23 protein-coding genes are annotated in these 23,836 nt (G+C 44.5%); 14 read left to right on the plus strand and 9 right to left on the minus strand.

Translation table 11 applies throughout. The annotated features are described in order from the left end of the window. The first annotated feature begins 59 nt into the window (after nt 1–59). The 3 genes from G5S32_RS00905 (at nt 60) to pfkA (ending at nt 2,935) form a co-directional block, all read left to right on the plus strand. A complete protein-coding gene (locus G5S32_RS00905) occupies nt 60–638 on the plus strand; it encodes a CpxP family protein (protein WP_165310059.1) in 579 nt (192 codons plus the stop codon). 179 nt (nt 639–817) lie between these two features. Next, nucleotides 818–1,726: a CDF family cation-efflux transporter FieF gene (gene fieF, locus G5S32_RS00910; protein WP_165310060.1), complete on the plus strand. Its 909-nt coding sequence runs from the start codon at nt 818–820 to the stop codon at nt 1,724–1,726. A 246-nt stretch (nt 1,727–1,972) separates the two neighbouring features. Further along, the gene (gene pfkA / locus G5S32_RS00915) at nt 1,973–2,935 is read left to right on the plus strand and encodes a 6-phosphofructokinase (protein WP_165310061.1); all 963 of its coding nucleotides are present in this window, start codon (nt 1,973–1,975) and stop codon (nt 2,933–2,935) included. A 61-nt stretch (nt 2,936–2,996) separates the two neighbouring features. Here pfkA and glpX read toward each other — a convergent pair whose 3' ends face one another. After that, a complete protein-coding gene (gene glpX, locus G5S32_RS00920; RefSeq protein WP_165310062.1) occupies nt 2,997–4,004 on the minus strand; it encodes a class II fructose-bisphosphatase in 1,008 nt (335 codons plus the stop codon). A gap of 320 nt (nt 4,005–4,324) precedes the next feature. Here glpX and zapB point away from each other — a divergent pair, with 320 nt between their 5' ends. Continuing rightward, nucleotides 4,325–4,567: a cell division protein ZapB gene (gene zapB, locus G5S32_RS00925; protein ID WP_165310063.1), complete on the plus strand. Its 243-nt coding sequence runs from the start codon at nt 4,325–4,327 to the stop codon at nt 4,565–4,567. Between the two features lie 87 nt (nt 4,568–4,654). On the opposite strand, the gene metF is transcribed toward zapB, so the two are convergent. From metF to G5S32_RS00940, 3 genes are all read right to left on the minus strand, one after another. Further along, the gene (gene metF / locus G5S32_RS00930) at nt 4,655–5,542 is read right to left on the minus strand and encodes a methylenetetrahydrofolate reductase (protein ID WP_165310064.1); all 888 of its coding nucleotides are present in this window, start codon (nt 5,540–5,542) and stop codon (nt 4,655–4,657) included. A gap of 277 nt (nt 5,543–5,819) precedes the next feature. Further along, nucleotides 5,820–8,231, minus strand: a complete 2,412-nt coding sequence (locus G5S32_RS00935; RefSeq protein WP_165310065.1) for a bifunctional aspartate kinase/homoserine dehydrogenase II — start codon at nt 8,229–8,231, stop codon at nt 5,820–5,822. Further along, entirely contained in the window at nt 8,231–9,397 is a 1,167-nt protein-coding gene (locus tag G5S32_RS00940) for an O-succinylhomoserine (thiol)-lyase (RefSeq protein WP_165310066.1), read from the minus strand. The genes G5S32_RS00935 and G5S32_RS00940 overlap by 1 nt, the downstream gene beginning before the upstream one ends. A gap of 215 nt (nt 9,398–9,612) precedes the next feature. On the opposite strand from G5S32_RS00940, the gene metJ reads away from it, so the two are divergent. Next, nucleotides 9,613–9,930, plus strand: coding sequence for a met regulon transcriptional regulator MetJ (gene metJ / locus G5S32_RS00945; protein ID WP_042484962.1), 318 nt, complete (start codon nt 9,613–9,615; stop codon nt 9,928–9,930). 134 nt (nt 9,931–10,064) lie between these two features. Here metJ and G5S32_RS00950 read toward each other — a convergent pair whose 3' ends face one another. Further along, a complete protein-coding gene (locus G5S32_RS00950) occupies nt 10,065–11,342 on the minus strand; it encodes a malic enzyme-like NAD(P)-binding protein (RefSeq protein ID WP_165310067.1) in 1,278 nt (425 codons plus the stop codon). Between the two features lie 190 nt (nt 11,343–11,532). After that, entirely contained in the window at nt 11,533–11,751 is a 219-nt protein-coding gene (gene rpmE, locus G5S32_RS00955; RefSeq protein WP_165310068.1) for a 50S ribosomal protein L31, read from the minus strand. 247 nt (nt 11,752–11,998) lie between these two features. Here rpmE and priA point away from each other — a divergent pair, with 247 nt between their 5' ends. The 7 genes from priA (at nt 11,999) to rraA (ending at nt 19,909) form a co-directional block, all read left to right on the plus strand. After that, nucleotides 11,999–14,200, plus strand: coding sequence for a primosomal protein N' (gene priA, locus G5S32_RS00960; protein WP_165310069.1), 2,202 nt, complete (start codon nt 11,999–12,001; stop codon nt 14,198–14,200). Between the two features lie 308 nt (nt 14,201–14,508). Beyond that, nucleotides 14,509–15,516: a DNA-binding transcriptional regulator CytR gene (cytR, locus tag G5S32_RS00965; RefSeq protein ID WP_165310070.1), complete on the plus strand. Its 1,008-nt coding sequence runs from the start codon at nt 14,509–14,511 to the stop codon at nt 15,514–15,516. Nucleotides 15,517–15,628: 112 nt separating this feature from the next. Then, the gene (locus G5S32_RS00970) at nt 15,629–16,177 is read left to right on the plus strand and encodes an SPOR domain-containing protein (RefSeq protein ID WP_165310071.1); all 549 of its coding nucleotides are present in this window, start codon (nt 15,629–15,631) and stop codon (nt 16,175–16,177) included. Between the two features lie 168 nt (nt 16,178–16,345). Further along, nucleotides 16,346–16,900: an ATP-dependent protease subunit HslV gene (gene hslV / locus G5S32_RS00975; protein ID WP_102941223.1), complete on the plus strand. Its 555-nt coding sequence runs from the start codon at nt 16,346–16,348 to the stop codon at nt 16,898–16,900. A gap of 31 nt (nt 16,901–16,931) precedes the next feature. Further along, complete coding sequence (gene hslU, locus G5S32_RS00980; RefSeq protein WP_165310072.1) at nt 16,932–18,263, plus strand: ATP-dependent protease ATPase subunit HslU; 1,332 nt, start codon at nt 16,932–16,934, stop codon at nt 18,261–18,263. Nucleotides 18,264–18,385: 122 nt separating this feature from the next. After that, complete coding sequence (locus G5S32_RS00985; protein ID WP_165310073.1) at nt 18,386–19,303, plus strand: 1,4-dihydroxy-2-naphthoate polyprenyltransferase; 918 nt, start codon at nt 18,386–18,388, stop codon at nt 19,301–19,303. Nucleotides 19,304–19,378: 75 nt separating this feature from the next. After that, nucleotides 19,379–19,909, plus strand: a complete 531-nt coding sequence (gene rraA / locus G5S32_RS00990) for a ribonuclease E activity regulator RraA (protein ID WP_165310074.1) — start codon at nt 19,379–19,381, stop codon at nt 19,907–19,909. 118 nt (nt 19,910–20,027) lie between these two features. Here rraA and G5S32_RS00995 read toward each other — a convergent pair whose 3' ends face one another. Further along, on the minus strand, nt 20,028–21,389 hold the full coding sequence (locus tag G5S32_RS00995; RefSeq protein WP_165310075.1) for an MATE family efflux transporter: 1,362 nt from the start codon (nt 21,387–21,389) through the stop codon (nt 20,028–20,030). A gap of 157 nt (nt 21,390–21,546) precedes the next feature. Next, a complete protein-coding gene (gene tpiA, locus G5S32_RS01000) occupies nt 21,547–22,317 on the minus strand; it encodes a triose-phosphate isomerase (protein WP_165310076.1) in 771 nt (256 codons plus the stop codon). A gap of 251 nt (nt 22,318–22,568) precedes the next feature. On the opposite strand from tpiA, the gene G5S32_RS01005 reads away from it, so the two are divergent. Both G5S32_RS01005 and G5S32_RS01010 read left to right on the plus strand, forming a co-directional pair. After that, nucleotides 22,569–22,919, plus strand: coding sequence for a 5-carboxymethyl-2-hydroxymuconate Delta-isomerase (locus G5S32_RS01005; RefSeq protein WP_165310077.1), 351 nt, complete (start codon nt 22,569–22,571; stop codon nt 22,917–22,919). A gap of 28 nt (nt 22,920–22,947) precedes the next feature. After that, nucleotides 22,948–23,376 carry a DUF805 domain-containing protein gene (locus G5S32_RS01010; protein ID WP_165310078.1) on the plus strand — a complete coding sequence of 143 codons (429 nt, stop codon included), beginning with the start codon at nt 22,948–22,950 and terminating at the stop codon, nt 23,374–23,376. Nucleotides 23,377–23,470: 94 nt separating this feature from the next. On the opposite strand, the gene G5S32_RS01015 is transcribed toward G5S32_RS01010, so the two are convergent. Next, nucleotides 23,471–23,821, minus strand: coding sequence for a DUF3135 domain-containing protein (locus G5S32_RS01015; protein WP_165310079.1), 351 nt, complete (start codon nt 23,819–23,821; stop codon nt 23,471–23,473). Nucleotides 23,822–23,836: the final 15 nt, after the last annotated feature.

Below are 23,836 nucleotides of genomic sequence, written 5' to 3' on the forward strand. Positions count from 1 at the left end.
TTATAAATTTAAGCGCTGCACAGGCAGCCGATTCAAGTCCAAACGAGAAGGAAAAGATTATGAAACTGGCAAAAAAAATGATCCTTGCAGCCGTTGTTCTACCTATTACTTTAGGCTCAGCAGCCGTATTTGCAGCTGGTGGCGGTAACGGTCCAGGCCGAGATTTTGGCGGTGATTGTGGACGCGGTGGCATGATGAATCCAGAAGTGTTTGCTCAATTAAATGTAACTCCTGAGCAAAAAGCAAAAATGGCGGATCTTCGTCTAAAAATGCGCGATACGATGCAAGCTCAACGCGCTGGTAAACAAGCTGAAATGCGTGCCTACAAACAGCAAGAAAGAGATTTGGTGATGTCATCAAACTTTGATGAAGCAGCAGCGAAAAAACTGGCAGAGCAAATGGTTCAACGTCGAGCAGAACAACGTGTTGCGATGATGAAACAACGCAACGAAATGATGAACGTGCTAACAGCGGATCAAAAAACTAAGTTGGCATCAATTCAACAAGATCGAATGAACGAATGTGTGTTATTTGGTCAAGGTAATGGCCAAGGTGGCAAAGGTGGTCAAGGTCCTAGAGGTCAAGGCATGATGCGTGGCGGTCCTCAAGGTCAAATGCTTCCTCCAATGGCACAATAAATCTCACACCGTTTGTTATTGTGGTTAATAATAATTTGGTGAGTACACAAAGGCAGCTTCGGCTGCCTTTTCTGTTTCTGCTTTTTCGCTGGTTTAACCTGTGACTAAATTGACTAACAAACAAGCATCCTAAGAGCTTTTAGGTATAATCAACTCATTGTTTGTTATGGTAAGACGTTATGAAAAAGGAATACGCACGTTTAGTCACGATTGCTGCATGGACGGCAACCTGTGTTGCGACGTTACTTCTGGTGGTTAAAGTTGCTGCTTGGTGGATAACCGGTTCTGTTAGCTTGCTGGCCTCACTTATTGACTCCATGTTGGATATTGCGGCGTCCGTAGTAAACCTAGTGGTGTTACGCTACTCACTTCAGCCTGCGGACAGAGAACATGCATTTGGTCACGGCAAGGCTGAATCCTTGGCTGCTCTCGCTCAAGCCATGTTTATCTCAGGTTCAGCTTGTTTTCTTATTTTGAACGGTGTTGATCGCTTCTTCCGTCCCCATGATCTTCAGGATCCTGAATATGGTATCTATGTCAGCTTATTGGCTATTGTGGTGACTTTTGCTTTGGTGATGTTTCAGCGTCATGTGGTGAAGAAAACGGGTAGTCAAGCCATTGCGGCAGACTCTTTACATTACCAATCCGACTTATACATGAACGGCGCAATTATGGTGGCGTTAGGTTTAAGCTGGTTTGGTGTGAAACAAGCGGATGCGGTTTTTGCTATTGGTATCGGTTGTTTCATTTTATACAGCGCATTCAAGATGGTTCAGGAAGCGATTCAAACCTTATTGGACAGGCAATTACCCGAAGAAGAGATCGAACAAATTCGAGATATTTCTCTTTCAGTAGAAGGCGTTTTAGGTGTTCATGACCTCAGGACTCGAATGTCAGGGCCAGTAAGATTTATTCAGCTACACTTAGAATTGGACGATAAGATGCCTCTGATTGAGGCGCATCAAATCGCAGATGTTGTCGATGAAAAATTGTGTAAAGCGTTTCCTGGTGCGGATGTGCTGATTCATCAAGACCCGTACTCTTTGATGTTTGGCCCAGAAAGGAAGCAAAAACTTCAGCACTGGTAGCGACAAAGCTTGTCAGATAGACTATATTTTTTGCGGCATGAATAAAATGCGCGAATCTGATGTGAATCAACGATGCGAACGTGCAAAACTGTAATACTGCTTCTGGGTAAAAAGCTTTATAGCAGCGCATGCTAAGCAAGTTAGTTTTTCTAACGTGCACATATAATTACAAGATTCTGCTGTCTGAACATGATTTGGGCGGCGCCAAAAATAGCTATACAAATTTCAAAAAAATTGAGGGTGATCATGATTAAAAAGATCGGTGTTTTGACTAGTGGTGGCGATGCTCCAGGCATGAACGCGGCTATTCGTGGGGTAGTACGTACAGCGTTAAGCTTAGGTATTGAAGTTTATGGTATTTACGATGGTTACCAGGGTCTTTATGAAGATCGCATCAAACAGCTTGACCGTTCAAGTGTTTCTGATGTTATCAACCGTGGTGGTACTTTCTTAGGCTCAGCTCGTTTTCCTGAGTTTAAAGAAGTCGCTGTTAGAGAAAAAGCGATTGAAAACTTGAAGAAACACGGTATCGAGGCTCTTGTAGTTATCGGTGGTGACGGTTCATACATGGGTGCTAAGAAGCTGACTGAAATGGGTTATCCATGTATTGGCCTTCCAGGCACAATTGACAATGACATCGCGGGTACTGACTACACTATCGGTTACTTAACTGCACTTAACACAGTTATCGAATCTATTGACCGTTTGCGTGATACTTCTTCATCTCACCAACGTATTTCTATCGTAGAAATCATGGGTCGTCACTGTGGTGACTTAACTCTGATGTCTGCGCTAGCGGGTGGCTGTGAGTACATCATTACGCCTGAAACAGGTCTGAATATGGATAGTTTGATTGCAAATATTCAGGACGGCATTAAGAAAGGTAAGAAGCATGCGATCATCGCTCTGACTGAGCTGATGGTGGATGCAAATGTTCTTGCGAAAGAAATCGAGAAAGCAACCAAGCGTGAAACTCGTGCAACCATTCTTGGTCATATCCAACGTGGTGGCAAACCAACAGCATTTGACCGTGTTCTAGCTTCTCGTATGGGTAACTTCGCGGTTCATCTATTAATGGAAGGCCAAGGTGGTCGTTGTGTTGGTATCCAAAAAGAAGCATTGGTTCACCACGACATCATTGATGCAATTGAGAACATGCGTCGTCCAGTGCGCAAAGACCTATACAAAGTTGCTGAAGAGTTGTTCTAACACTCATCTGATTTAGGTAAAGAAAAAGACCGCAAAATGCGGTCTTTTTTATGTTTGATGCTTAAAGAATAATGTCGCGAATTTCTGGGTCTTTACGCTCTAGATAGTGAATCGATTTAATACGACGGATGGTACGGCAGCGCCCACGAACTAACAGTGTTTCGGTGGTGGCAATATGACCTTTACGCGTGATACCTTCTAGCAAATCACCTTTAGTGATGCCTGTTGCTGAGAAGATAATGTTATCGCTACGGGCCATGTCTTCCATCTTTAGAACCACGTTCGCTTCAACGCCCATCTGCTTGCAGCGCTCTAGCTCACTTGCGCCCCAAATACGGTTATCTTCTGTGTCACCTTTAACTTGGTGACGTGGAAGCAAGCGCCCATGCATGTCGCCGTCAAGGGCACGAATTACCGCCGCAGATACCACGCCTTCAGGTGCGCCACCAATGCAGTACATCACATCCACTTCGCTATCTGGCATACAAGTAAGAATTGAAGCCGCCACGTCGCCATCTGGCACCGCGAATACGCGAACGCCCATCTGTTGCATTTCAGTAATCACCGCATCGTGACGAGGTTTTGCAAGCGTTGTTACCACAAGTGTATCGAGTGTTTTGCCTAATGCTTCTGCAATATTTTCTAGGTTTTCTTTCAGCGGCTTATTCAGATCGATACAGCCTTTCGCACCCGGACCAACAACCAGTTTTTCCATGTACATATCTGGTGCTTTTAGAAAGCTGCCTTTTTCGCCAGCGGCTAAAACGGCTAAGGCATTCGACTGACCCATCGCTGTCATACGAGTGCCTTCGATTGGATCAACAGCAATGTCCACTTCATCGCCACCTAGACCAACTTTTTCGCCGATGAACAACATAGGAGCATCGTCGATTTCCCCCTCACCAATAACAATTTCGCCTTGGATTTCTGTTTGATTCAGTAGTGTACGCATAACTTCTACGGCGGCACCGTCGGCGGCGTTTTTATCACCACGACCAAGCCATTTATAACCTGCTAGTGCAGCACCTTCTGTGACTCGAGAAAAAGCCATTGCTAAATCACGTTTCATTTTCACTCCAACTCAGAACGATAGGGGATAATTTCGGCGGCATTCTAACATAATAGTAGGAAAACGTTTGCTAATTAGCCCGGCAGAGAGTTGTATTGGATCAAAAGATAGTGAGATTTAGCACGTTACAGGACAGATTCTGATCAGGCTGTAGTTACTTTCTTAGATGAAAGTTAGCGCCAGGTAAAATTACGTTGTTTTTTTAAGCGAATAGCGAAAAAGATCGAATATAGTGAGTGTTTCTCTGGGCTTGGCTGAGTAGAATGGGGCAATAAGTGACGTTTTGTCCATTTCAACCGAATCAATAAAGGGTAAGTACCATGTCTTTTGAAGTACTAGAACAACTAGAAGCAAAAATCCAAACCGCGGTTGACACAATCGCTCTACTGCAAATGGAAGTTGAAGAGCTGAAAGAAGAGAAGCAAAAGCTAGTTGAAGAAGCAAATGAGTTGAAAGCGAACCACGAAGCTTCTGTACAAAAAGCGCAACAAATCCAACAAGAGCATGACCAATGGCAAGAGCGCATTCGTAGCCTACTTGGCAAAATGGATGATGTGGAATAAGCCTCTGCTTTTCACAAATAAAAAACGCCGAACAGTATCGGCGTTTTTATGTTTTGAATATCGAGCGAGAGTCGGCTCTCTTCAAAATTAACGAGTAGGGCGAACACCTAAGGTGTGGCACAACGCGTAAGTCATTTCAGCACGGTTTAGCGTGTAGAAGTGGAAGTCTTTTACACCTTCGCGTGACAGTACGCGAACCATATCAATTGCCTGACTTGCACCTACTAGCTGACGAGTCACTGGATCATCCTCCAAACCTTCAAACTGTTTTGCCATCCAGCTTGGTACTTTCACGTTGTTTTGTGCAGCAAAGCGAGATGCTTGAGCAAAGTTCGATACTGGAAGAATTCCCGGTACAATTTCTACATCAATGCCTGCCGCCACACAACGGTCACGGAAACGTAGGTAGCTTTCTACATCGAAAAAGAACTGAGTGATGGCGCGGTTAGCACCTGCATCTACTTTACGTTTCAAGTTCAATAAGTCAGCTTGAGCACTTTTTGCTTCTGGGTGTACTTCTGGGAATGCTGCAACAGAGATATCAAAATCATGGCGAGACTTTAATAGTTCAACCAGATCAGAGGCATACATCTCAGGCTTACCGCCGCCAGGAGGGATATCTCCACGTAGAGCAACAATATTGTGAATACCGTTCGCCCAGTAATCATCGGCAATGTTAATCAACTCTTCACGAGAGGCATCTATGCAAGTTAGGTGCGGCGCTGACACTAGACCTGTTTGATCTTTGATCGCTTTGATAATTGAGTGGGTACGGTCACGCTCACCAGAATTTGCACCATAGGTAACAGAAACAAACTTAGGTTGAAGAGTTTTTAGACGGTGTACAGAGTTCCACAAGGTTTCTTCCATCTTCTCTGAACTTGGCGGAAAAAACTCAAAAGACACATTAATGTTAGAAAGCTCAGAAATATTCTGGTTTAAAGCGTCAATATGACCTGCGTGCGTGTATCCCATCTTCTCTCTCCTTGTAGTTATCACTACAAACGCTGATATTCGTTTAAATTGACGTTTAGACGTCTATATGGCTACAGAATGAATTGAATACGTTTTAATGTCAACCCAACTATTATGAATTTTTCTCATGTTGATGGTGAAATCATTTCAATTCATTTAAATGCTAAATGGTGATTTTTCATACCAAGAAATAATAGTTTCGAGTGTTGTTCTGGATAAATGGAAGTTAATAGCGATAAAACAATAAAACTCGCCAGTTACGGCGAGTTTTATAAGGCTATAGGAAGCTTGAAAGTAGGTTGAGGTCAGACTGAATCGCTCCAGCGGTCACTTCTCGACCTGCCCCCGGCCCACGAATGACCAGTGGGTTGTCTTTGTACCAACGACTCTCGATGGCAAAGATGTTGTCACATGGCAATAGGTTTGCCAGTGGATGATCTTTCTCCAAAGCTTCAACACCTACACTTGCTTTGCCGTTTTTCTCTAGACGAGCCACATAGCGAAGCACTTTATCTTGCTTCTGAGCTTTCGCTAAACGCTCAGCTAGTCGCTCATTAAGTAATTGGCTGTTGTCGAGGAAGTCATCCAGCGAAATATCACGCAATTCTTTAGGAACCAGAGATTCTACTCGAATGTTTTGAGGTTCAACCTCCAAGCCTGATTCACGGGCGAGGATCACCAGCTTGCGCATAACGTCAGAACCGTCTAAATCGTTACGAGGGTCAGGTTCGGTCAACCCTTGTTGCCAAGCTAAATCCACCAGTTCGCTAAACGGGATTGAGCCATCATACTGTTGGAATAACCAAGAGAGAGTGCCTGAGAAAATACCAGACAGTGCAGTGATTTCATCACCACTTTCACGCAAATCTCGAACAGTGTGGTTGATAGGCAAACCAGCACCAACTGTCGCGTTATACAGCCAGTGGCGGCTGATCTTCGCAAACGCATCTTTGACTTGGTTGTAGTATTCGCTCGATGCGGAACCAGCAACTTTATTGGCAGAGATAAGGTGCATACCTTGTTCTGCAATATCCAGATATTGGTTAGCTAGGATTTTACTTGCTGTCACATCTAACACGATGGCATCGTCATAGCCTTGTAATTTGCCTAGCTTGTAGAGCCAGCTATTACTTTCATTTGGAATCGCTTCATCGCGATAACGGCTCAGAACTGTTTCTGGGTCGATACCTTGTGGGTCAAACCAGTATGTCTGGCTGTCTACCACAGCAACCAACTCAAAGTTCATACCTCTGCGTTTTTCCAACTCTTCTTTTTGTTCAGCAAACAGTTTTAGCCAGCTAGAGCCGATGTTACCTTTGCCGCATAACGCAAGAGCAACACGTTTCTGCGCTTGGAAAATTTGGTTGTGAACACCTACCACGAGCTTCTCGACGGGTGTTTGGCGTAGTACTGCCACTAAGCTAAGTTCTGATTCCGCTTCACAAACAAACTCTACCGGTGCATTTTTTAGTTGTTGGTAGAAACCGTAGCTATGGTTGGCGTTCTTGGTAACACCAGCACCGACGGCACCCACTAGGGAATAACCTTCTTTCAATTTGATGTCGGCTGCGGTTGCGATGTCTTGTAGGTATGCAAGAGCCCCCGACGCGATTTCAGCTGTGTATGCCAAGCGTAATTTATGTTGGTCTGCTTGCGCTTCAAAAGCGAGAGGTTCAAGTTGCTCGCGTTTGAGCTTCTCAAGAGTCTCACTGTAAACTCGTTCGAAATCATGGCCGTGACCAAACTCAAGTTCAATCAGTAGCACTTCATCTAATGAAGTAATGATTTTTGCTCCGCGACCTGACGCCAATACACGTTCAATTTTGGTTGAGCCTGATTCTGGCTTGTGACTGCAGCGCAGTTGAAGTTCCATTGCGCTTTGAGCAACTGGCTGTAACGTGCGGCTATGCAAAACTGGAGCGGCAAGACGAGCCAGTTCGTTGGCTTCATCTAAACGCAATAGTGGTAGTAGACACGCATTCGTTACGATACGTGGGTCAGCACTATAGACGCCAGCCACGTCACTCCAAATTGTTACGCGAGAAACATCGGCTAGAGCACCAATGACAGTCGCTGAGTAGTCAGAGCCATTACGACCAAGCAGCACGGTATCCCCTTGGTCATTTTGCGCCATAAAGCCAGTAATCACGATACGGTGATGTGCATGTTGCGCCAATACTTTCTTCAATAGTGGGTAAGAGCGCGAGCGGTCAACCTCCGGCTGAGTCCCTGCTTCAGCGCGCAGAAACTCACGTGCGTCTTGTGACAAGGCTGGTAAGTTGCTTTGGTTAAGCAGTGTTGCCAACAATCTTGCTGACCACATTTCACCGTGGCCAAGCACCGCAGCCTGCTGCGCTTTTGTTAGTGGTGCTGTTAGTTCGCCTAAGCGGATGAATTCGCCATTGACTTGTGTTAGCAAGCTATCTGCCACTTCACCTTCAAGAAGTTCTTCGACCAACTTGCATTGGAATTGACGTAATGATTGCAGAGTTTCGTGAGCAACCCGTCCGTCTTTGTTCAATGCTTCTAAAAATGCGATCAAGCGGTTGGTTGTTTTGCCTGCCGCTGAAACAACCACTAAATCTTCAGGTTGTGAGTACTCTTTAAGAATGTTTGCTACGCGCAAATAACATTCAGGATCTGCTAAGCTACTGCCGCCAAATTTATGTAGCTGGCGTGAAACCGTCATTAAAACTTCTCCTTAGCTTTGGTAAAGGCTTGGTCCAAATCAGCGATAAGATCTGATGCATCTTCTAAGCCAACCGATAAACGCAGCAATAGCTGAGAAATACCGGCTTCAGCAAGCGCTTCTTCGCCCATTGCACGGTGAGTCATACTTGCCGGGTGGCAGATTAAACTTTCCACCCCCCCCAGAGATTCTGCGAGTGAGAAAAGCTCTAGCTCGCCGACAAAATATTTTAGCTGTTCGTAGCTGCCTGCAAATTCAAAGCTCAACATGGAACCAAAGCCGAGTTGCTGTTTCTTCGCAATATCATGTCCCGGGTGCTCAGGTAGGCTAGGGTGATAAATCGCTTTTATCAGTGACTGTGTTTTCAAATAATCCAAAATTTGCAGCGAGCTTTCTTCATGCACACGCATACGGGCGCCCAAGGTACGGATACCACGCAATGTCATATAGCTGTCAAATGGTGTGCCTGTTGCACCAATACAGTTCCCCCACCAAGCCAGTTCTTCAGCATGAGCTTTGGTTTTACTGATCACCACACCGCCAATGACATCTGAGTGACCATTGATGAATTTCGTTGTTGAGTGGATGACAAAGTCTGCACCCAGCGTTAGGGGCTTTTGGTAAACGGGAGTTAAGAACGTGTTATCTACCGCGACTAGTGCGCCTACAGCTTTTGCTTGTTGACAGATTTTTTCAATATCAACTACACGCACCAAAGGGTTAGAAGGCGTTTCTAACAGCACCAGTTTTGGCTTCTTCGTCAACGCTGCCGTAAGTGCTTGTTCATCAGATTGATCAACAAAAAGAACCTTGAAATCGCCTTTCTTTGAGCGAGTATTGAATAAGCGGTAAGTACCGCCATAGCAATCGTGTGGCGCGACGATGAAGTCGTTAGGACCAAGTAGCGTTGAAGCAAGCAGGTTTAACGCTGAAGTGCCGCAGTTAGTCACAACCGCGCCTTCACCGCTTTCTAATTCGTAGAGTGCCTTTTCCAACAAACCTCTGTTTGGATTCCCTGAACGAGTGTAGTCGTACTGAGGCACTTCACCAAACGCAGGAAAGCCGTAGTTAGTCGATAAATAAATTGGCGGAACGACAGCGTGATATTGAGTATCTGATTCGATTCCGGTACGAACTGCAATTGTAGCTGGCTTGCGTTTGGTCATGAGTATTTCCTTTCCTGAGACTCTTAAATAGACTTCCAATTTCACAGTAAGAATACATGTGTTCGTCTATATTGGGGAATGACATCATACTTTACTTATCAATTTTAAAGACGTCAACACTTCTAGACGTCTATATGTCTTTGCTTATGGCGGTAAATCCCGCTAAAATCTAGCCTTTGGAATTATTACTCGAATTCAAACAATGAAGGTGCGCAATGGCAGACTGGAACGGTGAATATATAAGCCCCTATGCAGAGCATGGAAAAAAAAGTGAGCAGGTGAAAAAAATCACCGTATCAATTCCACTTAAGGTATTGAAAATACTCACAGATGAACGTACTCGCCGCCAGATCAATAACCTGCGACATGCGACCAATAGTGAGCTTTTATGTGAAGCTTTCCTGCATGCTTATACTGGTCAGCCGTTACCAACGGATGAAGATTTACGTAAAGATCGTCCGGATGACATTCCAGCAGAAGTAAAAGCATTAATGACAGAAATGGGCATTGAGTTCGAGGCTTACGACGACTAATTGTTGTCGATAATCTGTTTATTCGCCCAATTGTGTAGATAGTTATAAAAAAGCCCTGATATAAAACAGGGCTTTTTTGGCTTTGAGTATTTTTAAAACGAGTCATTAAATTGAACTCGTTTATGGGGGCAATATTAGTTTGCCATGTAGTTTTCAGGCATTCCGATATGCGCAACTCCAGAATCAATAGCTGCCTGAGCTACCGCTTTTGCTACGCGAGGCAATAAGCGAGGATCCATCGGTTTCGGGATAATGTATTCTTTGCCGAAAGTTAGAGAATCTACTCCCGCAGCTTTCAATACTTCTGCTGGTACGGGCTCTTTCGCTAATTCACGAATTGCAGCTACTGCTGCTAGTTTCATCTGATCGTTAATCACTTTCGCACGCACATCTAATGCACCACGGAAAATGAACGGGAAGCAAAGCACGTTGTTCACTTGGTTTGGATAATCGCTACGACCTGTACCCATGATTAAATCATCGCGCACAGCATGTGCCAGTGCAGGCTTGATTTCAGGATCTGGGTTGGAACATGCAAACACAACGGGTTTATCCGCCATCAGTTTAAGTTCGTCGGCTGTTAGCAGGTTAGGTCCTGAAACGCCTAAGAACAAGTCGGCACCTTTAATCACATCTTCTAGGGTGCGTTTGTCGGTATTGTTAGCAAATAACTGTTTGTATTCATTGATGTCATCACGACGAGTATGAATCACACCTTTACGGTCAAGCATGTAGATTTTTTCGCGCATAGCACCGCATTTAATCAGCAGTTCCATACACGCTACGGCTGCAGCGCCAGCACCTAAACAAACGATAGTACATTCATTGAGTTTTTTGCCTTGCAGCTCGATAGCGTTAAGCATACCTGCAGCGGTAACAATTGCAGTACCGTGTTGATCATCATGGAATACTGGAACATCACAACGTTCAATCAGGCGGCGTTCAATTTCAAAACAGTCTGGGGCTTTGATGTCTTCGAGGTTGATACCGCCAAAGGTGTCTGCGATGTTCGCTACCGTATCAACAAACTCATCGATAGTGCGGTGCTTAACTTGAATGTCGATGGAGTCTAGGTTTGCAAAGCGTTTGAATAATAGCGCTTTACCTTCCATAACCGGTTTAGAAGCCATAGGGCCAAGGTTACCTAAACCTAAAATTGCTGTGCCGTTAGAGATAACCGCAACGGTATTGCCTTTAGCTGTGTATTTATAAACGTTATCAACGTTTTGTGCGATTTCTCGAACGGGTTCTGCAACACCAGGACTGTATGCGAGAGCTAAATCTTTTGCTGAATCTGCGGATTTGGTGAGAGCGACTGCTATTTTTCCAGGAGTTGGCAGAGCGTGGTAGTCGAGGGCTTGCTGGCGAAAAGCTTCTTCCTCGGTAAGTTCATGGCGATCATTATTGGACATTAGGTAGAGCCTTATGGTTTTCGTTAAGGCCACTCATTCTAGAGTATGTCAATGGATCTTCATAGTTTTGATAAGTGAGAAATATAGCTCCTAAGACCAGATTATGTGGTTAGAGATATGACGGTAGCAAATGCCAAAAACTAAAAAGGACGCCGTAGCGTCCTTTTTTGAATCTTCGCGTAAAGTAAAATTACTTCTTGCTAGATAGCGCGCCGAAACGCTTGTTGAAGCGATCAACACGACCACCAGTATCAACGATACGTTGCTTACCAGAGTAGAATGGGTGGCACTTGTCACATACGTCTAGGTGCATTGTGTCTTTACCTAGAGTAGAGTTGAAAACGAAAGAGTTGCCACAAGAGCAAGTCGCGTTTACTGCTTTGTATTCTGGGTGGATACCAGTTTTCATGGGATAACCTCAAATTAGGCCGTGTCGCCATCCGAATCTATGCCGGACACCACACGTAAATTAATAAATAATTAGTGACACTTGAAGAGCGTTCTTACAAGCGTCTCATCAAGGCGCGATATAGTAATGAATCCTGAGTCACTGATCAACCGCTTTCGCTGTTATTTTCGCCACTTTAGTTGCTCGAATTTCATGGCATCATCCAGTAGACTGTATTTTCTTTGATTTTTGCTCTCTCAAAACCATTATGCGCCCAACAATAGCTCGTGTTGCACTACCTGTACCACTAGACAAACAGTTTGATTACCTCATTCCTAGCCATCTTTTTCCAATTATTGGCGGAAGGGTATCAGTGCCATTTGGCCGTCAAACGCTGGTGGGGATTGTGACTGAGTTTGCGCAAGAGTCCGAATTTTCTATAGAGCAGTTAAAATCAGTCAAAGAAGTCTTAGATTCTCAACCTGTTTGGCCGGATAAACTGTACTCGCTGCTGAAATGGTGCAGTCAGTTTTATCAATTTCCTCTTGGCGATACTCTCGCCAACGCTATGCCGAGTGCGCTACGTAAAGGTAAACCTGCAGACTTTGCCAGTTGCAAAGAGTGGCAAATGACACCCAGTGGTAGTAACCAAATGATGCAAGGTTTCGGACGCGCCTTTAAGCAGGCTCAGGTTATGAACCTTCTTACTTCTGGCGCCGTTTCTCATTCTTCCTTGTTGGAAGAAGACGTCAGCATAGCGACTCTCAAAAGCTTGCAAGAAAAGGGATGGATTGAAGTTAGTGAGCAGAAGCCGCAGTTCAAAGCCTGGCCGAAGCAGATTGAAGCGGATGTTGAAAAGCCAAAATTAAACCAAGAACAAGCCATCGCGATTGCTTCTGTAAACAGCAGTAAAGGCTTCGGTTGCTATTTATTGGAAGGGGTAACAGGCTCAGGTAAAACAGAAGTTTATCTCAACCTAATTAAGCCGGTATTAGAGCAAGGGAAACAAGCATTAGTGCTGGTGCCTGAAATTGGTTTAACGCCTCAAACCATCAACCGTTTTAAAAAGCGCTTTAATGTGCCTGTAGAAGTGATTCACTCTGGGCTCAATGATACCGAACGGCTAAACGCGTGGTTGTCGGCGCGAGATAAAGTGGCAGGCATTGTCATTGGTACTCGCTCGGCATTGTTAACGCCGTTTGCGGATCTCGGTATTATTATTGTTGATGAAGAGCATGACAGCTCTTACAAGCAGCAGGATAGTCTGCGTTATCATGCCCGTGATGTGGCGGTGATGAGAGCTAATCAAGAGCAAATACCTATTGTGCTGGGTTCAGCGACACCAGCGTTAGAGACGTTACATAATGCGTTAACGGGCAAATATCATCATCTACATCTGACAGAACGTGCCGGTGTTGCTGTACCTACTCGCAACCGCGTTTTGGATGTGAAAGGTTTGTATCTCGAAAGTGGATTGTCCGCGCCTTTAATTGCTGACATGCGGCGTCATCTGACTGAAGGCAACCAAGTGTTACTGTTTCTCAATCGTCGTGGCTTTTCACCTGCATTAATGTGCCATGAGTGTGGATGGATCGCCGATTGCCAACGCTGTGATGCCTATTACACCTTCCATCAATACAGCAATGAAATTCGCTGCCACCATTGTGGTTCTCAGCGTCCTGTTATTCATCAGTGTCAGAGTTGCGGTTCTACACAATTGGTGACAGTAGGGGTAGGGACAGAACAGCTTGAAAAACAATTAGCAGAGCTATTCCCTGAATATAAAACCATACGTATCGATCGAGACAGCACTCGCAGAAAGGGCAGCTTAGAGTCGGCATTAACGTCGATTCGTAGAGGTGAGTATCAGATCCTGATCGGTACCCAAATGTTGGCTAAAGGTCATCACTTCCCAGACGTTACTTTGGTCGCTCTGTTGGATGTGGATGGCTCACTCTACAGTAGTGATTTTAGAGCGTCCGAACGTTTAGCGCAGCTCTTCATTCAGGTAGCAGGAAGAGCTGGACGTGCAAGTAAGCCTGGTGAAGTGATATTGCAGACTCACCACCCAGAGCACAGCTTGCTACAAGATCTTCTTCAGCGAGATTATCACCATTTTGCCTTGACTGCTTTGGCGGAGCGTAAATTGGCAATGTTACCACCATATACCTATCTGACCCTGTTCAGAGCCGAAGCGAATCAGTCTCAGATGGTGGAAGATTTCTTGCGTCAGGTTCGTCATACATTGGAAGCGCATCCGTTATTTGATCAGCACTGCATGGTTTTAGGACCAACGCCTGCGCCACTGGCTAAACGTGCTGGAAAGTTTCGCTGGCAACTTCTATTGCAGGCAGAGGCTCGCTCAGTGATGCAAAAATTGTTGATGAGCGCTAAGCCGGCCATTTCAATGTTGCCATTAGCCAGTAAAGTTCGCTGGACACTGGATATTGAGCCTCAGGATTTAAGTTAATTTCGCAGCTTTTAGAGGGTGCAAATTAGGGCTGTGGATACGGTGTACTATATAAAGATTCTCTAATGTGACAGCGATCACGTTTGTAGTGCAAATTTTGTTAATTTGACCGTAACTTTCTGCTTAGAAATGAATAGACTAACGGTAGAATTCTCTCAGTGAAACGTTTTCGTTTTGTGAAATAGATTTCTCACTGGAAGGCTAGGTGTGTATCACACAATTTATACGCCATTAACATAATTACAAAACGTGTTTAAGCGTGGTTTGCTTAAGTACGACAAAGGAATAAGAAAAGAGGACTATTTAACATGGCGACAATGAAGGATGTTGCCCAGCTTGCTGGCGTATCGACCGCGACAGTGTCGCGGGCTCTGATGAATCCTGAGAAAGTATCGTCTTCAACTCGCAAGCGCGTAGAAGAAGCGGTTTTAGAAGCTGGCTATTCACCGAATTCTCTCGCGAGAAATCTGCGTCGAAATGAGTCTAAAACGATCGTGGCGATTGTCCCTGATATTTGTGACCCTTATTTCACCGAAATTATTCGTGGTATCGAAGACGCGGCGATGGAGCATGGATACCTTGTTTTACTGGGTGACAGTGGTCAGCAAAAGAAACGAGAAAGTTCATTCGTTAATTTGGTTTTTACCAAGCAAGCCGATGGTATGTTGTTGTTAGGTACTGACTTGCCGTTTGATGTGAGTAAACCGGAACAGAAGAACCTTCCGCCAATGGTTATGGCGTGCGAGTTCGCACCAGAACTGGAGCTACCGACGGTTCATATCGATAACCTGACCTCTGCATTTGAAGCTGTGAACTATCTAACTCAGTTGGGTCACAAGCGTGTTGCTCAAATTTCTGGTCCAGAAAGCGCGACACTTTGCCAGTTCCGCCACCAAGGGTATCAGCAGGCACTGCGTAGAGCTGGCATTACCATGAATCCCGACTATGTGATTTATGGTGATTTCACGTTTGAATCGGGTGTCAGTGCCGTTCGTGAGTTACTTTCTCTGCCCGACGTACCAACAGCGATTTTTTGCCACAATGATATTATGGCGATAGGTGCGATGCAGGAAGCAAAACGTTTGGGGCTTCGTATTCCACGAGATCTTTCCATTGTGGGGTTTGATGACATCCAGTTTTCACAATACTGCGATCCACCATTAACGACAATTTCTCAGCCTCGTTATGAGATTGGGCGTCAAGCCATGCTGATGATGTTAGAGCTACTGCGTGGTTTAGATGTTCAAGCGGGTTCACGTTTATTGGATACGAGTTTAGTCGTCCGTGAAAGTGCTGCTCCACCTCGCTCTCACTAGAATAGCTAAGATGAATGACAGTACTCATTGCAGTACTGTCATCAATAGGCTGTTATCTAACGTTAAACTGCTTTAACATGTGGGCAGATTTTATAACTATTGAAAACTTCCAGTGGCTAATAAAGATTATGTAAGACGCGGTCGTAGTCAGAAAAAGCCGGCCCCAAAAAAAACAACCTCTCGTCGTAAACCTTGGCGTAGTGGGTTTATTGCTCTCCTACTTGTTGCTTTATTAGGTTATGGCTTATACACGTTAAGTAATGATCCTGAGCCGTCAAAACCTGTTGCAGTCAAACCTGAACCGAAACCAAAACCCAAACCAAAGCAAACTGAGACGATTCCGCCTCCGCCAACAGAGAAGTGGGACTATGTTGATACTTTGCCAAAGCGCGAAATTGAAGTGGTAGCAAAAGAGCAAGAAATCTCTGATATACCATACATAATGCAGTGTGGTGCTTATAAAACGATGCAGCAAGCAGAAGCGAGAAAGTTGGATATCGCTTTCCAAGGTATCAACAGCAAAATTCGTAAGAAGGAAGACAGCAGTTGGTTCCGTGTGGTGTTAGGTCCCTATAAATTTAAGCGTGATGCTGAACGCGATAAGCATAAATTACAGCGCGCTAAAATTGAGCCTTGTGCGATTTGGAAAGAACAACAATAAGTTTTTGCATCGATATTTAGTTGTTAAAAATTGAAAGACGCCCAAAACATTTGCAACCCAAAGTGAGCAAGGTTCTGGGCGTTTTGCTTTCTTTCTCCCTTGAAATTTTTTCCGGCTATCCTCATATAACTTACATCTCCATCGTGAAAATAATTAAGAGGCCCTCTCGTGACTACCATCGTATCAGTACGTCGTAATAATAAAGTTGTCATCGCAGGTGACGGGCAAGTATCGCTCGGCAATACAGTAATGAAAGGCAACGCGAAAAAAGTTCGCCGTTTGTATAACAACAAAGTATTAGCTGGTTTTGCGGGCGGTACCGCGGATGCGTTTACGCTATTTGAACGTTTTGAAAGCAAGTTGCAAATGCACCAAGGTCATTTAACCAAAGCGGCAGTTGAACTGGCAAAAGACTGGCGTAGCGATCGCGCATTACGCCGTTTAGAAGCAATTTTGGCAGTGGCAGATGAGACGGCATCATTGATCATCACAGGTAATGGTGACGTGGTGCAACCAGAGCATGATTTGATTGCGATTGGTTCTGGTGGCAATTTTGCTCAAGCGGCTGCGATTGCACTGATTGAAAATACCGATTTAGACGCGCGCTCAATTGCAGAAAAAGCATTAAACATCGCTGGCGACATCTGCGTCTTTACCAACCATCACCACACCATCGAAGAGCTAGAAATCCCGCAAGAGCTCATCGCGAAAGACCAAGCATAAAACAGTGTGATTAGAATTTAAGGAATTCATTATGTCTGAAATGACTCCTCGTGAAATTGTTCATGAACTTAACCGCCATATTATCGGTCAAGATAAAGCTAAGCGCGCTGTAGCGATTGCTCTTCGTAACCGCTGGCGTCGTATGCAGCTTGAAGAGAGCTTGCGCGTAGAAGTGACACCAAAAAACATCCTGATGATTGGTCCAACGGGTGTGGGTAAAACAGAGATTGCTCGTCGTTTAGCAAAACTGGCGAATGCGCCTTTCATCAAAGTCGAAGCTACTAAATTCACAGAAGTGGGTTATGTGGGTAAAGAAGTTGAAACCATTATCCGTGACCTGACTGATGTAGCGGTTAAGCTGACGCATCAGCAAGCGACTGAAAAAGTCAAATTCCGCGCTGAAGAATTGGCTGAAGAACGTATTTTGGATGCGCTTCTTCCTCCAGCTCGTGATGCTTGGGGTAAAGCAGAGCATAGTGAAGAGAACTCCAATACCCGTCAGGTTTTCCGTAAAAAATTACGTGAAGGTAAGTTAGACGATAAAGAAATTGAATTAGACATCGCTGTACCGCAAATGGGCGTAGAGATCATGGCGCCTCCAGGTATGGAAGAGATGACTAACCAGCTTCAAGGTATGTTCCAAAATTTGGCTGGTAACACCAAGAAAAAACGTAAACTGAAAATTAAAGATGCGTTTAAAGCACTCACTGAAGAAGAAGCGTCGAAGCTTGTTAATCAAGATGAACTGAAAGAACAAGCTATCTACAGTGTTGAAAATAACGGCATCGTTTTTATCGATGAAATCGATAAGATCTGTAAGCGCGGTGAAGTGTCTGGTCCGGACGTTTCTCGTGAAGGTGTTCAGCGTGACTTACTGCCTCTGATCGAAGGTAGTACGGTTTCAACTAAGCACGGTATGGTTCGTACCGACCACATTCTGTTCATCGCATCAGGTGCATTCCAAGTGGCTAGACCATCTGATTTGATTCCAGAATTGCAAGGTCGCCTGCCAATTCGTGTTGAACTTGAAGCGCTTTCCAGTGAAGATTTTAAACGCATTCTGACTGAGCCTAAAGCTTCATTGACAGAGCAATACATGGCGTTGATGAAAACAGAGAATGTGGATGTTGAGTTCACTGACGATGGTATCAAGCAAATCGCAGAAGCTGCATGGCAAGTCAATGAAACAACGGAGAACATCGGTGCTCGTCGACTACATACAGTGATGGAGCGTCTGATGGATGAAATCTCATTTGATGCCACAGATAAAGCGGGTTCATCGCTCACTATTGATGCGACTTATGTGAAGAGCAAACTCGGTGAGTTAGTTGCCGATGAAGATTTAAGCCGTTTCATTTTATAAAATGCAAAAGCCCGCTCAAAATGCAGCGGGCTTTTTACCTTTATTCAAGGCGATATAGCCCGCTGACACCACGTGCGCTTTAGGTATATACTGACAACATTATTGAACAACCTATCATTATCATGAATAACTCTCTGCAAATATGGTTTGATGCTGCGCGGCCGAAAACTCTTCCTCTCGCCTTAGTGTCAATTTTTACCGGAAGCGCTTTAGCTTTTTCTTCTGGGCACTTTTCTTTGCCTATCGCTTTTTTGGCGCTGCTGACAGCCACTTTATTGCAGATCTTATCGAACTTAGCCAATGACTATGGTGATGCTGTGAAAGGTACGGATAATGAAAAACGTATCGGTCCTATGCGTGCAATTCAGTCTGGAGCTGTGAGTTTGAATGACATGAAAAGAGCGATTGTAATCAATGTGTTGATGACTATCGCGTCTGGGTTGATGTTGGTTCTATATGCTCTAGATAGTTTGCAAAGTATTCTTGCTTTCATAGGCTTGGGTGTGTTGGCAATGGTAGCTGCGATTGCTTACACGGTAGGCAATAAACCGTACGGCTACTTAGGGTTAGGAGATTTATCTGTGTTCTTGTTTTTTGGTCTTTTAGGTGTATCAGGTACTTATTTCCTTCACTCAGGAAGCATAGACTGGAGCCTGTTTTTACCATCATTAGGCTGTGGCTTAATGGCTGTTGCTGTACTTAACGTCAACAACATGCGAGATATCGAAAATGATGCAGAGTGTGGTAAGCGCACAGTGCCCGTGCGTTTAGGGCAAATGAAAGCGAAGAAATACCATTTCATGCTTTTGTCCGGCGCGGTGCTCGCTTTTGCTGCGTATCTTATTATGCAGGAGAAGCCGCTGTGGATCAGTTTGCCTTTCTTGTTGAGTCTGATATTAGTCACTAAACATGGTCGTGCTGTGTGGCAAACTGAAAAGCCGGCACAGATAGCGCCTATGCTCCCTGTAATTGTTAAGTGCTCTTTGATTACTAACTTGTTGTTTGTCGGCGTGGTTATCGCTCAAACTCTGACAAGTTAATTTGCGCTGTGTCATTGCATTGGCTTAATCACCCGATATACTCGTTGAAAGACTTTTCGTAAAGAGAACAAGGCTATGGAATACAACACCTCTGCACTATGTGACATTTACCTCGATCAAGTTGACGTGGTAGAACCTATGTTTAGTAACTTTGGTGGTCGCGCCTCTTTTGCTGGTCAAATCACTACAGTGAAGTGTTTTGAAGACAACGGACTCATTCGTGAAACGCTAGAGCAAGACGGCGTTGGACGAGTGTTGCTCATTGACGGTGGTGGTTCGCTGCGCCGTGCACTGATTGATGCTGAGCTAGCCGCTCTTGCAGAAGAAAACGAGTGGGAAGGTATCGTTGTGTACGGTTGTGTTCGTGAAGTGGACGAATTGGAAGATATGAGCATCGGTATTCAGGCGATGGCTGCAATTCCTGTTGGTGCTAATAGCCAAGGTATTGGTGAGGTTGACGTGCCGGTGAACTTTGGCGGTGTCACTTTCCTTCCAGAAGATTACTTATATGCTGATAACACTGGCGTTATCTTGTCTCAAGAGCCTCTGAATGTGGATCTTGAAACGGATGAAGAAGATGTAGTCGAAGAAGATGAAATTCTCTAATCGTTTGCGCTAAAACTCTCGGTTCAAAAACAACAAAGCCGATGCGGATGCGTCGGCTTTGTTGTTTGGACAAATAGAATTTGATAGGACGATAAGTGCGTTAAGTTTTGAATTCGTTTTAAGAGACGGAGTTTTCCGCAGTTGTTTCACCGCAGTGACTTTTTCTCAGCCACAGGGCATAAAGATACCCTAGCAATCCACCTGCCACGTTTCCTGCAGCAATGCCAATAAATAAGCCTTCAATACCATAAAGCTGAGAGCCCATCCAAGCCACAGGCAAGGTGAATACGAATAAACGCATGAAACTCCATTGGAAAGCCTTAATCGGCAAGTGAAGAGCATTCAACGCGGAAATAAGCATCATCACCACACCTTGAAAGCCGTAACTGAAAGGTACTACCAGTAAGTAGTGCCACAATAAATCCTGCACATCCGCTTCTTGAGAGAACAATTTCGAAAGAGGAATGCTCAAAGGCACCATCATAACGAAAATCATCAGTTGAAATAACAGTGAAAAACGCAGGCTGATAAATAATCCGGCAAAACTTCGTCTGGGATTATTGGCACCAAGGTTTTGTGCCATAAACGGTGTCAAAGAGGAAGTCAAAGACATCAATACCAGAATTAAAATCGACTCGATACGTTGTGCCGCACCATAAGCTGCGACAGCAGCGGTACCATGGTTTGATAGCATCATCATGAGTAATGCACCAGACAAAGGGTTCATTGCTGTTGAGAGCGCGGCAGGTGTGCCGATTTTCAGTATCTGGTTCCAGTCGTGGCGTAGACTCGGTAAGTGAGGTGCTGCGAGAAGTTTTACTCGTTTAATCAGAACATAGAATGAACCGATCAAAGCGCCAAGCCAAGACAGAGCACTCGCAATCGCTGCCCCTTGGATACCAAGCTCTGGGAATGGGCCATAGCCGAAAATAAGTAGTGGGTCTAACACGCCGTTGATCACGCCAGCCAGCATCATAATTTTAGCTGGAGTTTTGGTATCTCCTGTAGCGCGAATGACGCTGTTGCCTGTCATAGGGACAACCAGAAGGGGGATGGTGAGATACCACACTTGCATGTACTGCTCAATCAGAGGGATAAGTTCTTGCTTTGCACCGAGTAACAGGAAAAGCGGTTCAATAGTGAAATAGCCAATCGAAGAGGCAGCGATCACTAATACGATGGCGAGCATAATGCCGTGGCTGGAGAAACGCGCTGCGTTGTGCGCCGCTCCCTGACCCAGTAATCGACCGATATTGGTCGACAAACCGATACCGATACCCATAGTGATACAGTTGACGACAAAAGTGACCGGAAAAGTATAACTGATCGCGGCCAGCGCTTCGGTGCCGAGCAATGAAATAAAAAAGGTATCGACCAAGTTGAACATCAAAATTGCGATTAAGCCGAACATCATCGGTATCGTCATTTGACGTAATACAGTAGCAATAGGCGCGGATAGTAGACCGTGTTTATCGTGCATAGAGGCTGTGTTTATAGAGCATAGAGATAATAGGTTGGCGATAAAGTAGTTAGAATACTCGATCTTTGCCTGATGGACTACCCAAGTCTGGATGGACGTTTAAGGGATATGAAAAAGGCCAGCAATGCTGGCCTTCGATATTTGAATAAGCTTGAAATTAAGCTTTTGCTGCTGCAGCTGCTTTAGCGATAGCTGCGAAGCTTTTCGCGTCTAGAGATGCGCCACCAACTAGAGCACCATCGATGTCTGGTTGAGAGAAGTATGCTTGAGCGTTCTCTGGCTTAACAGAACCACCGTATTGGATGATTACTTGTTCTGCTACTGCTGCGTCTTTCGCTGCGATAAGCGCACGGATAGATGCGTGGATGCGTTGTGCATCTTCTGCTGTTGCTGCTTTACCAGTACCGATAGCCCAGATTGGTTCGTAAGCGATGATAGCACCGTTTAGCGCTTCAACACCGTATGCATCGATAACGGCGTTGATTTGACGCGCACATACTGCTTCAGTTTCGCCCGCTTCGTTTTGCGCTTCAGATTCACCGATACAGAAAACAGGTTTTAGACCGTTTTCTTTTAGGAATGCGAATTTCTTAGCAACAAACTCGTCAGACTCGCTGTGGTAATCACGACGCTCTGAGTGACCAATGATGATGTGAGTAGCACCGAAATCTTTCAGCATTGCAGGCGACATATCACCAGTGAAAGCACCGCTGTTGTGTAGGTCAGTGTTTTGTGCACCTAGGATGATTTTGTTGCCGCCTTCAGCGATTAGACGTTCAGCCAAATCAATGTAAAGCGCAGGCGGAGCAACTGCTACTTCAACACCTGTTACACCTTCAAGTTCAGCATTTAGACCATTTAGCAGCTCAGTTACCATTGCTTTGCTGCCATTCAGTTTCCAGTTACCCATTACGACAGGACGACGCATATGAAAGATCTCCAATATCAATAAAAATAAAAGTCTATAACTATATAAACTAAAAATGAATGCCACAGAATATAGCAGATAAAATTCTTCAAATCATGACTATGGTCATTAGTTTCTTGGATCTTATTTGACTCTTACCTATCAGCCTTCGTGATCGAGCTTGCATTATCGACTGTCTTAGCTCGGATTTTGTTTTGTGACTTGCTATGACTGTCTTCAATTATAGTGAAAGATGGAACAAGGAAAGTAAAATGCCTAATTTAGTACTGGAGTACAGCAATTCGGTTGAAGAACGAATCAATATTCAGGGATTGCTTGAAGATTTGCATCAAGTTGCTCTAGATAGTGGGCTTTTTGAAGTGAGTTCAGTCAAATCTCGTACTTTGCGTTGCCACCATTGGCTAGTGGGCAATGTTGCAGATAGTGAAGATTTTATTCACGTTCAATTTGAATTGCTTGATGGAAGAACGCCAGCGCAAAAACGAGAATTGTCGCAACAACTTATGGATGTGCTGTTATCTCAAGCTAGCCATGTCTACAGTTTGACGATAGATCTTCGTGATATGGACAAAGACTGCTTTATGAAGATCATTCGCAATTAAGTTAAACAGTTATTAACGGATAGCGCTTATGCCACTAACTACGTTACTTTTTTCTTTCCAAGGTCGAATTGGACGCCAAACCTTTTGGATTTGGAATTGTAGTTATTACGCTATGATTATTGGCTTTGTCGTTGGCGCAAACCAACTTTTCCCTGGAATTGCTTCGTTTATCTTACCTGTTTTTTTACTACTCATTTTGATTCCTGATTTGGCGATGACCGCTAAGCGTTGGCACGACAGAGATAAAAATAGCTGGTGGTTGTTGCTTAATATTCCGTTGGTTATTGGTCGTATGAGCGTACCTGTTGGCGCAAACGCAATGGCAGCGAATGAACCTCTGCTTTATGAAACTATCATTTCAGCCGCAGCGTTAATCTGTGGTTGCTGGATTTTGATTGAGTGCGGTTTTATGAAGGGAACTCACGGTGACAACCGTTTTGGTAAAGAACCAGTTTAATGACAGAGTTTCTCTACAACAATTGTGTGAGTAAAAGTGCATAAACAAAAGAGGAGCATAAGCTCCTTTTTTATCGGTTTTTGAAATCGAGTGGTTAGTGCCAATCTTCTTTATTGTTGTGAGGAAAAGGGATCACAACCGCTTGCTGTTGCGGTTCAACGTCACCCTCTAATGCATCACGAAACTTCACCATTTGAATGGTCATTTCACGCATCAAAGTGACGTTAATGTGATATGGGTTCTTGCATTGGCTAACGACGAGGTCGATGTGACTTTGCTGGGCTCTTAATCTTTGTTGCATATTGAGTGAGGCGGATGAAATCATCTCTTCACACATTTGATGTTTGAACTTAGTAAAAGCTTCTGGATTTTGCTTCGCAAGTGCCACAAGTTCGTCAAACGGAGGAAGCTCTTGATTATAGGGTTGCGACTGAGGTTGGGGCATAAAAGGCTCCTCTAT

The sequence above is a fragment of the Vibrio ziniensis genome (assembly GCF_011064285.1).
GTDB lineage: Bacteria > Pseudomonadota > Gammaproteobacteria > Enterobacterales > Vibrionaceae > Vibrio > Vibrio ziniensis.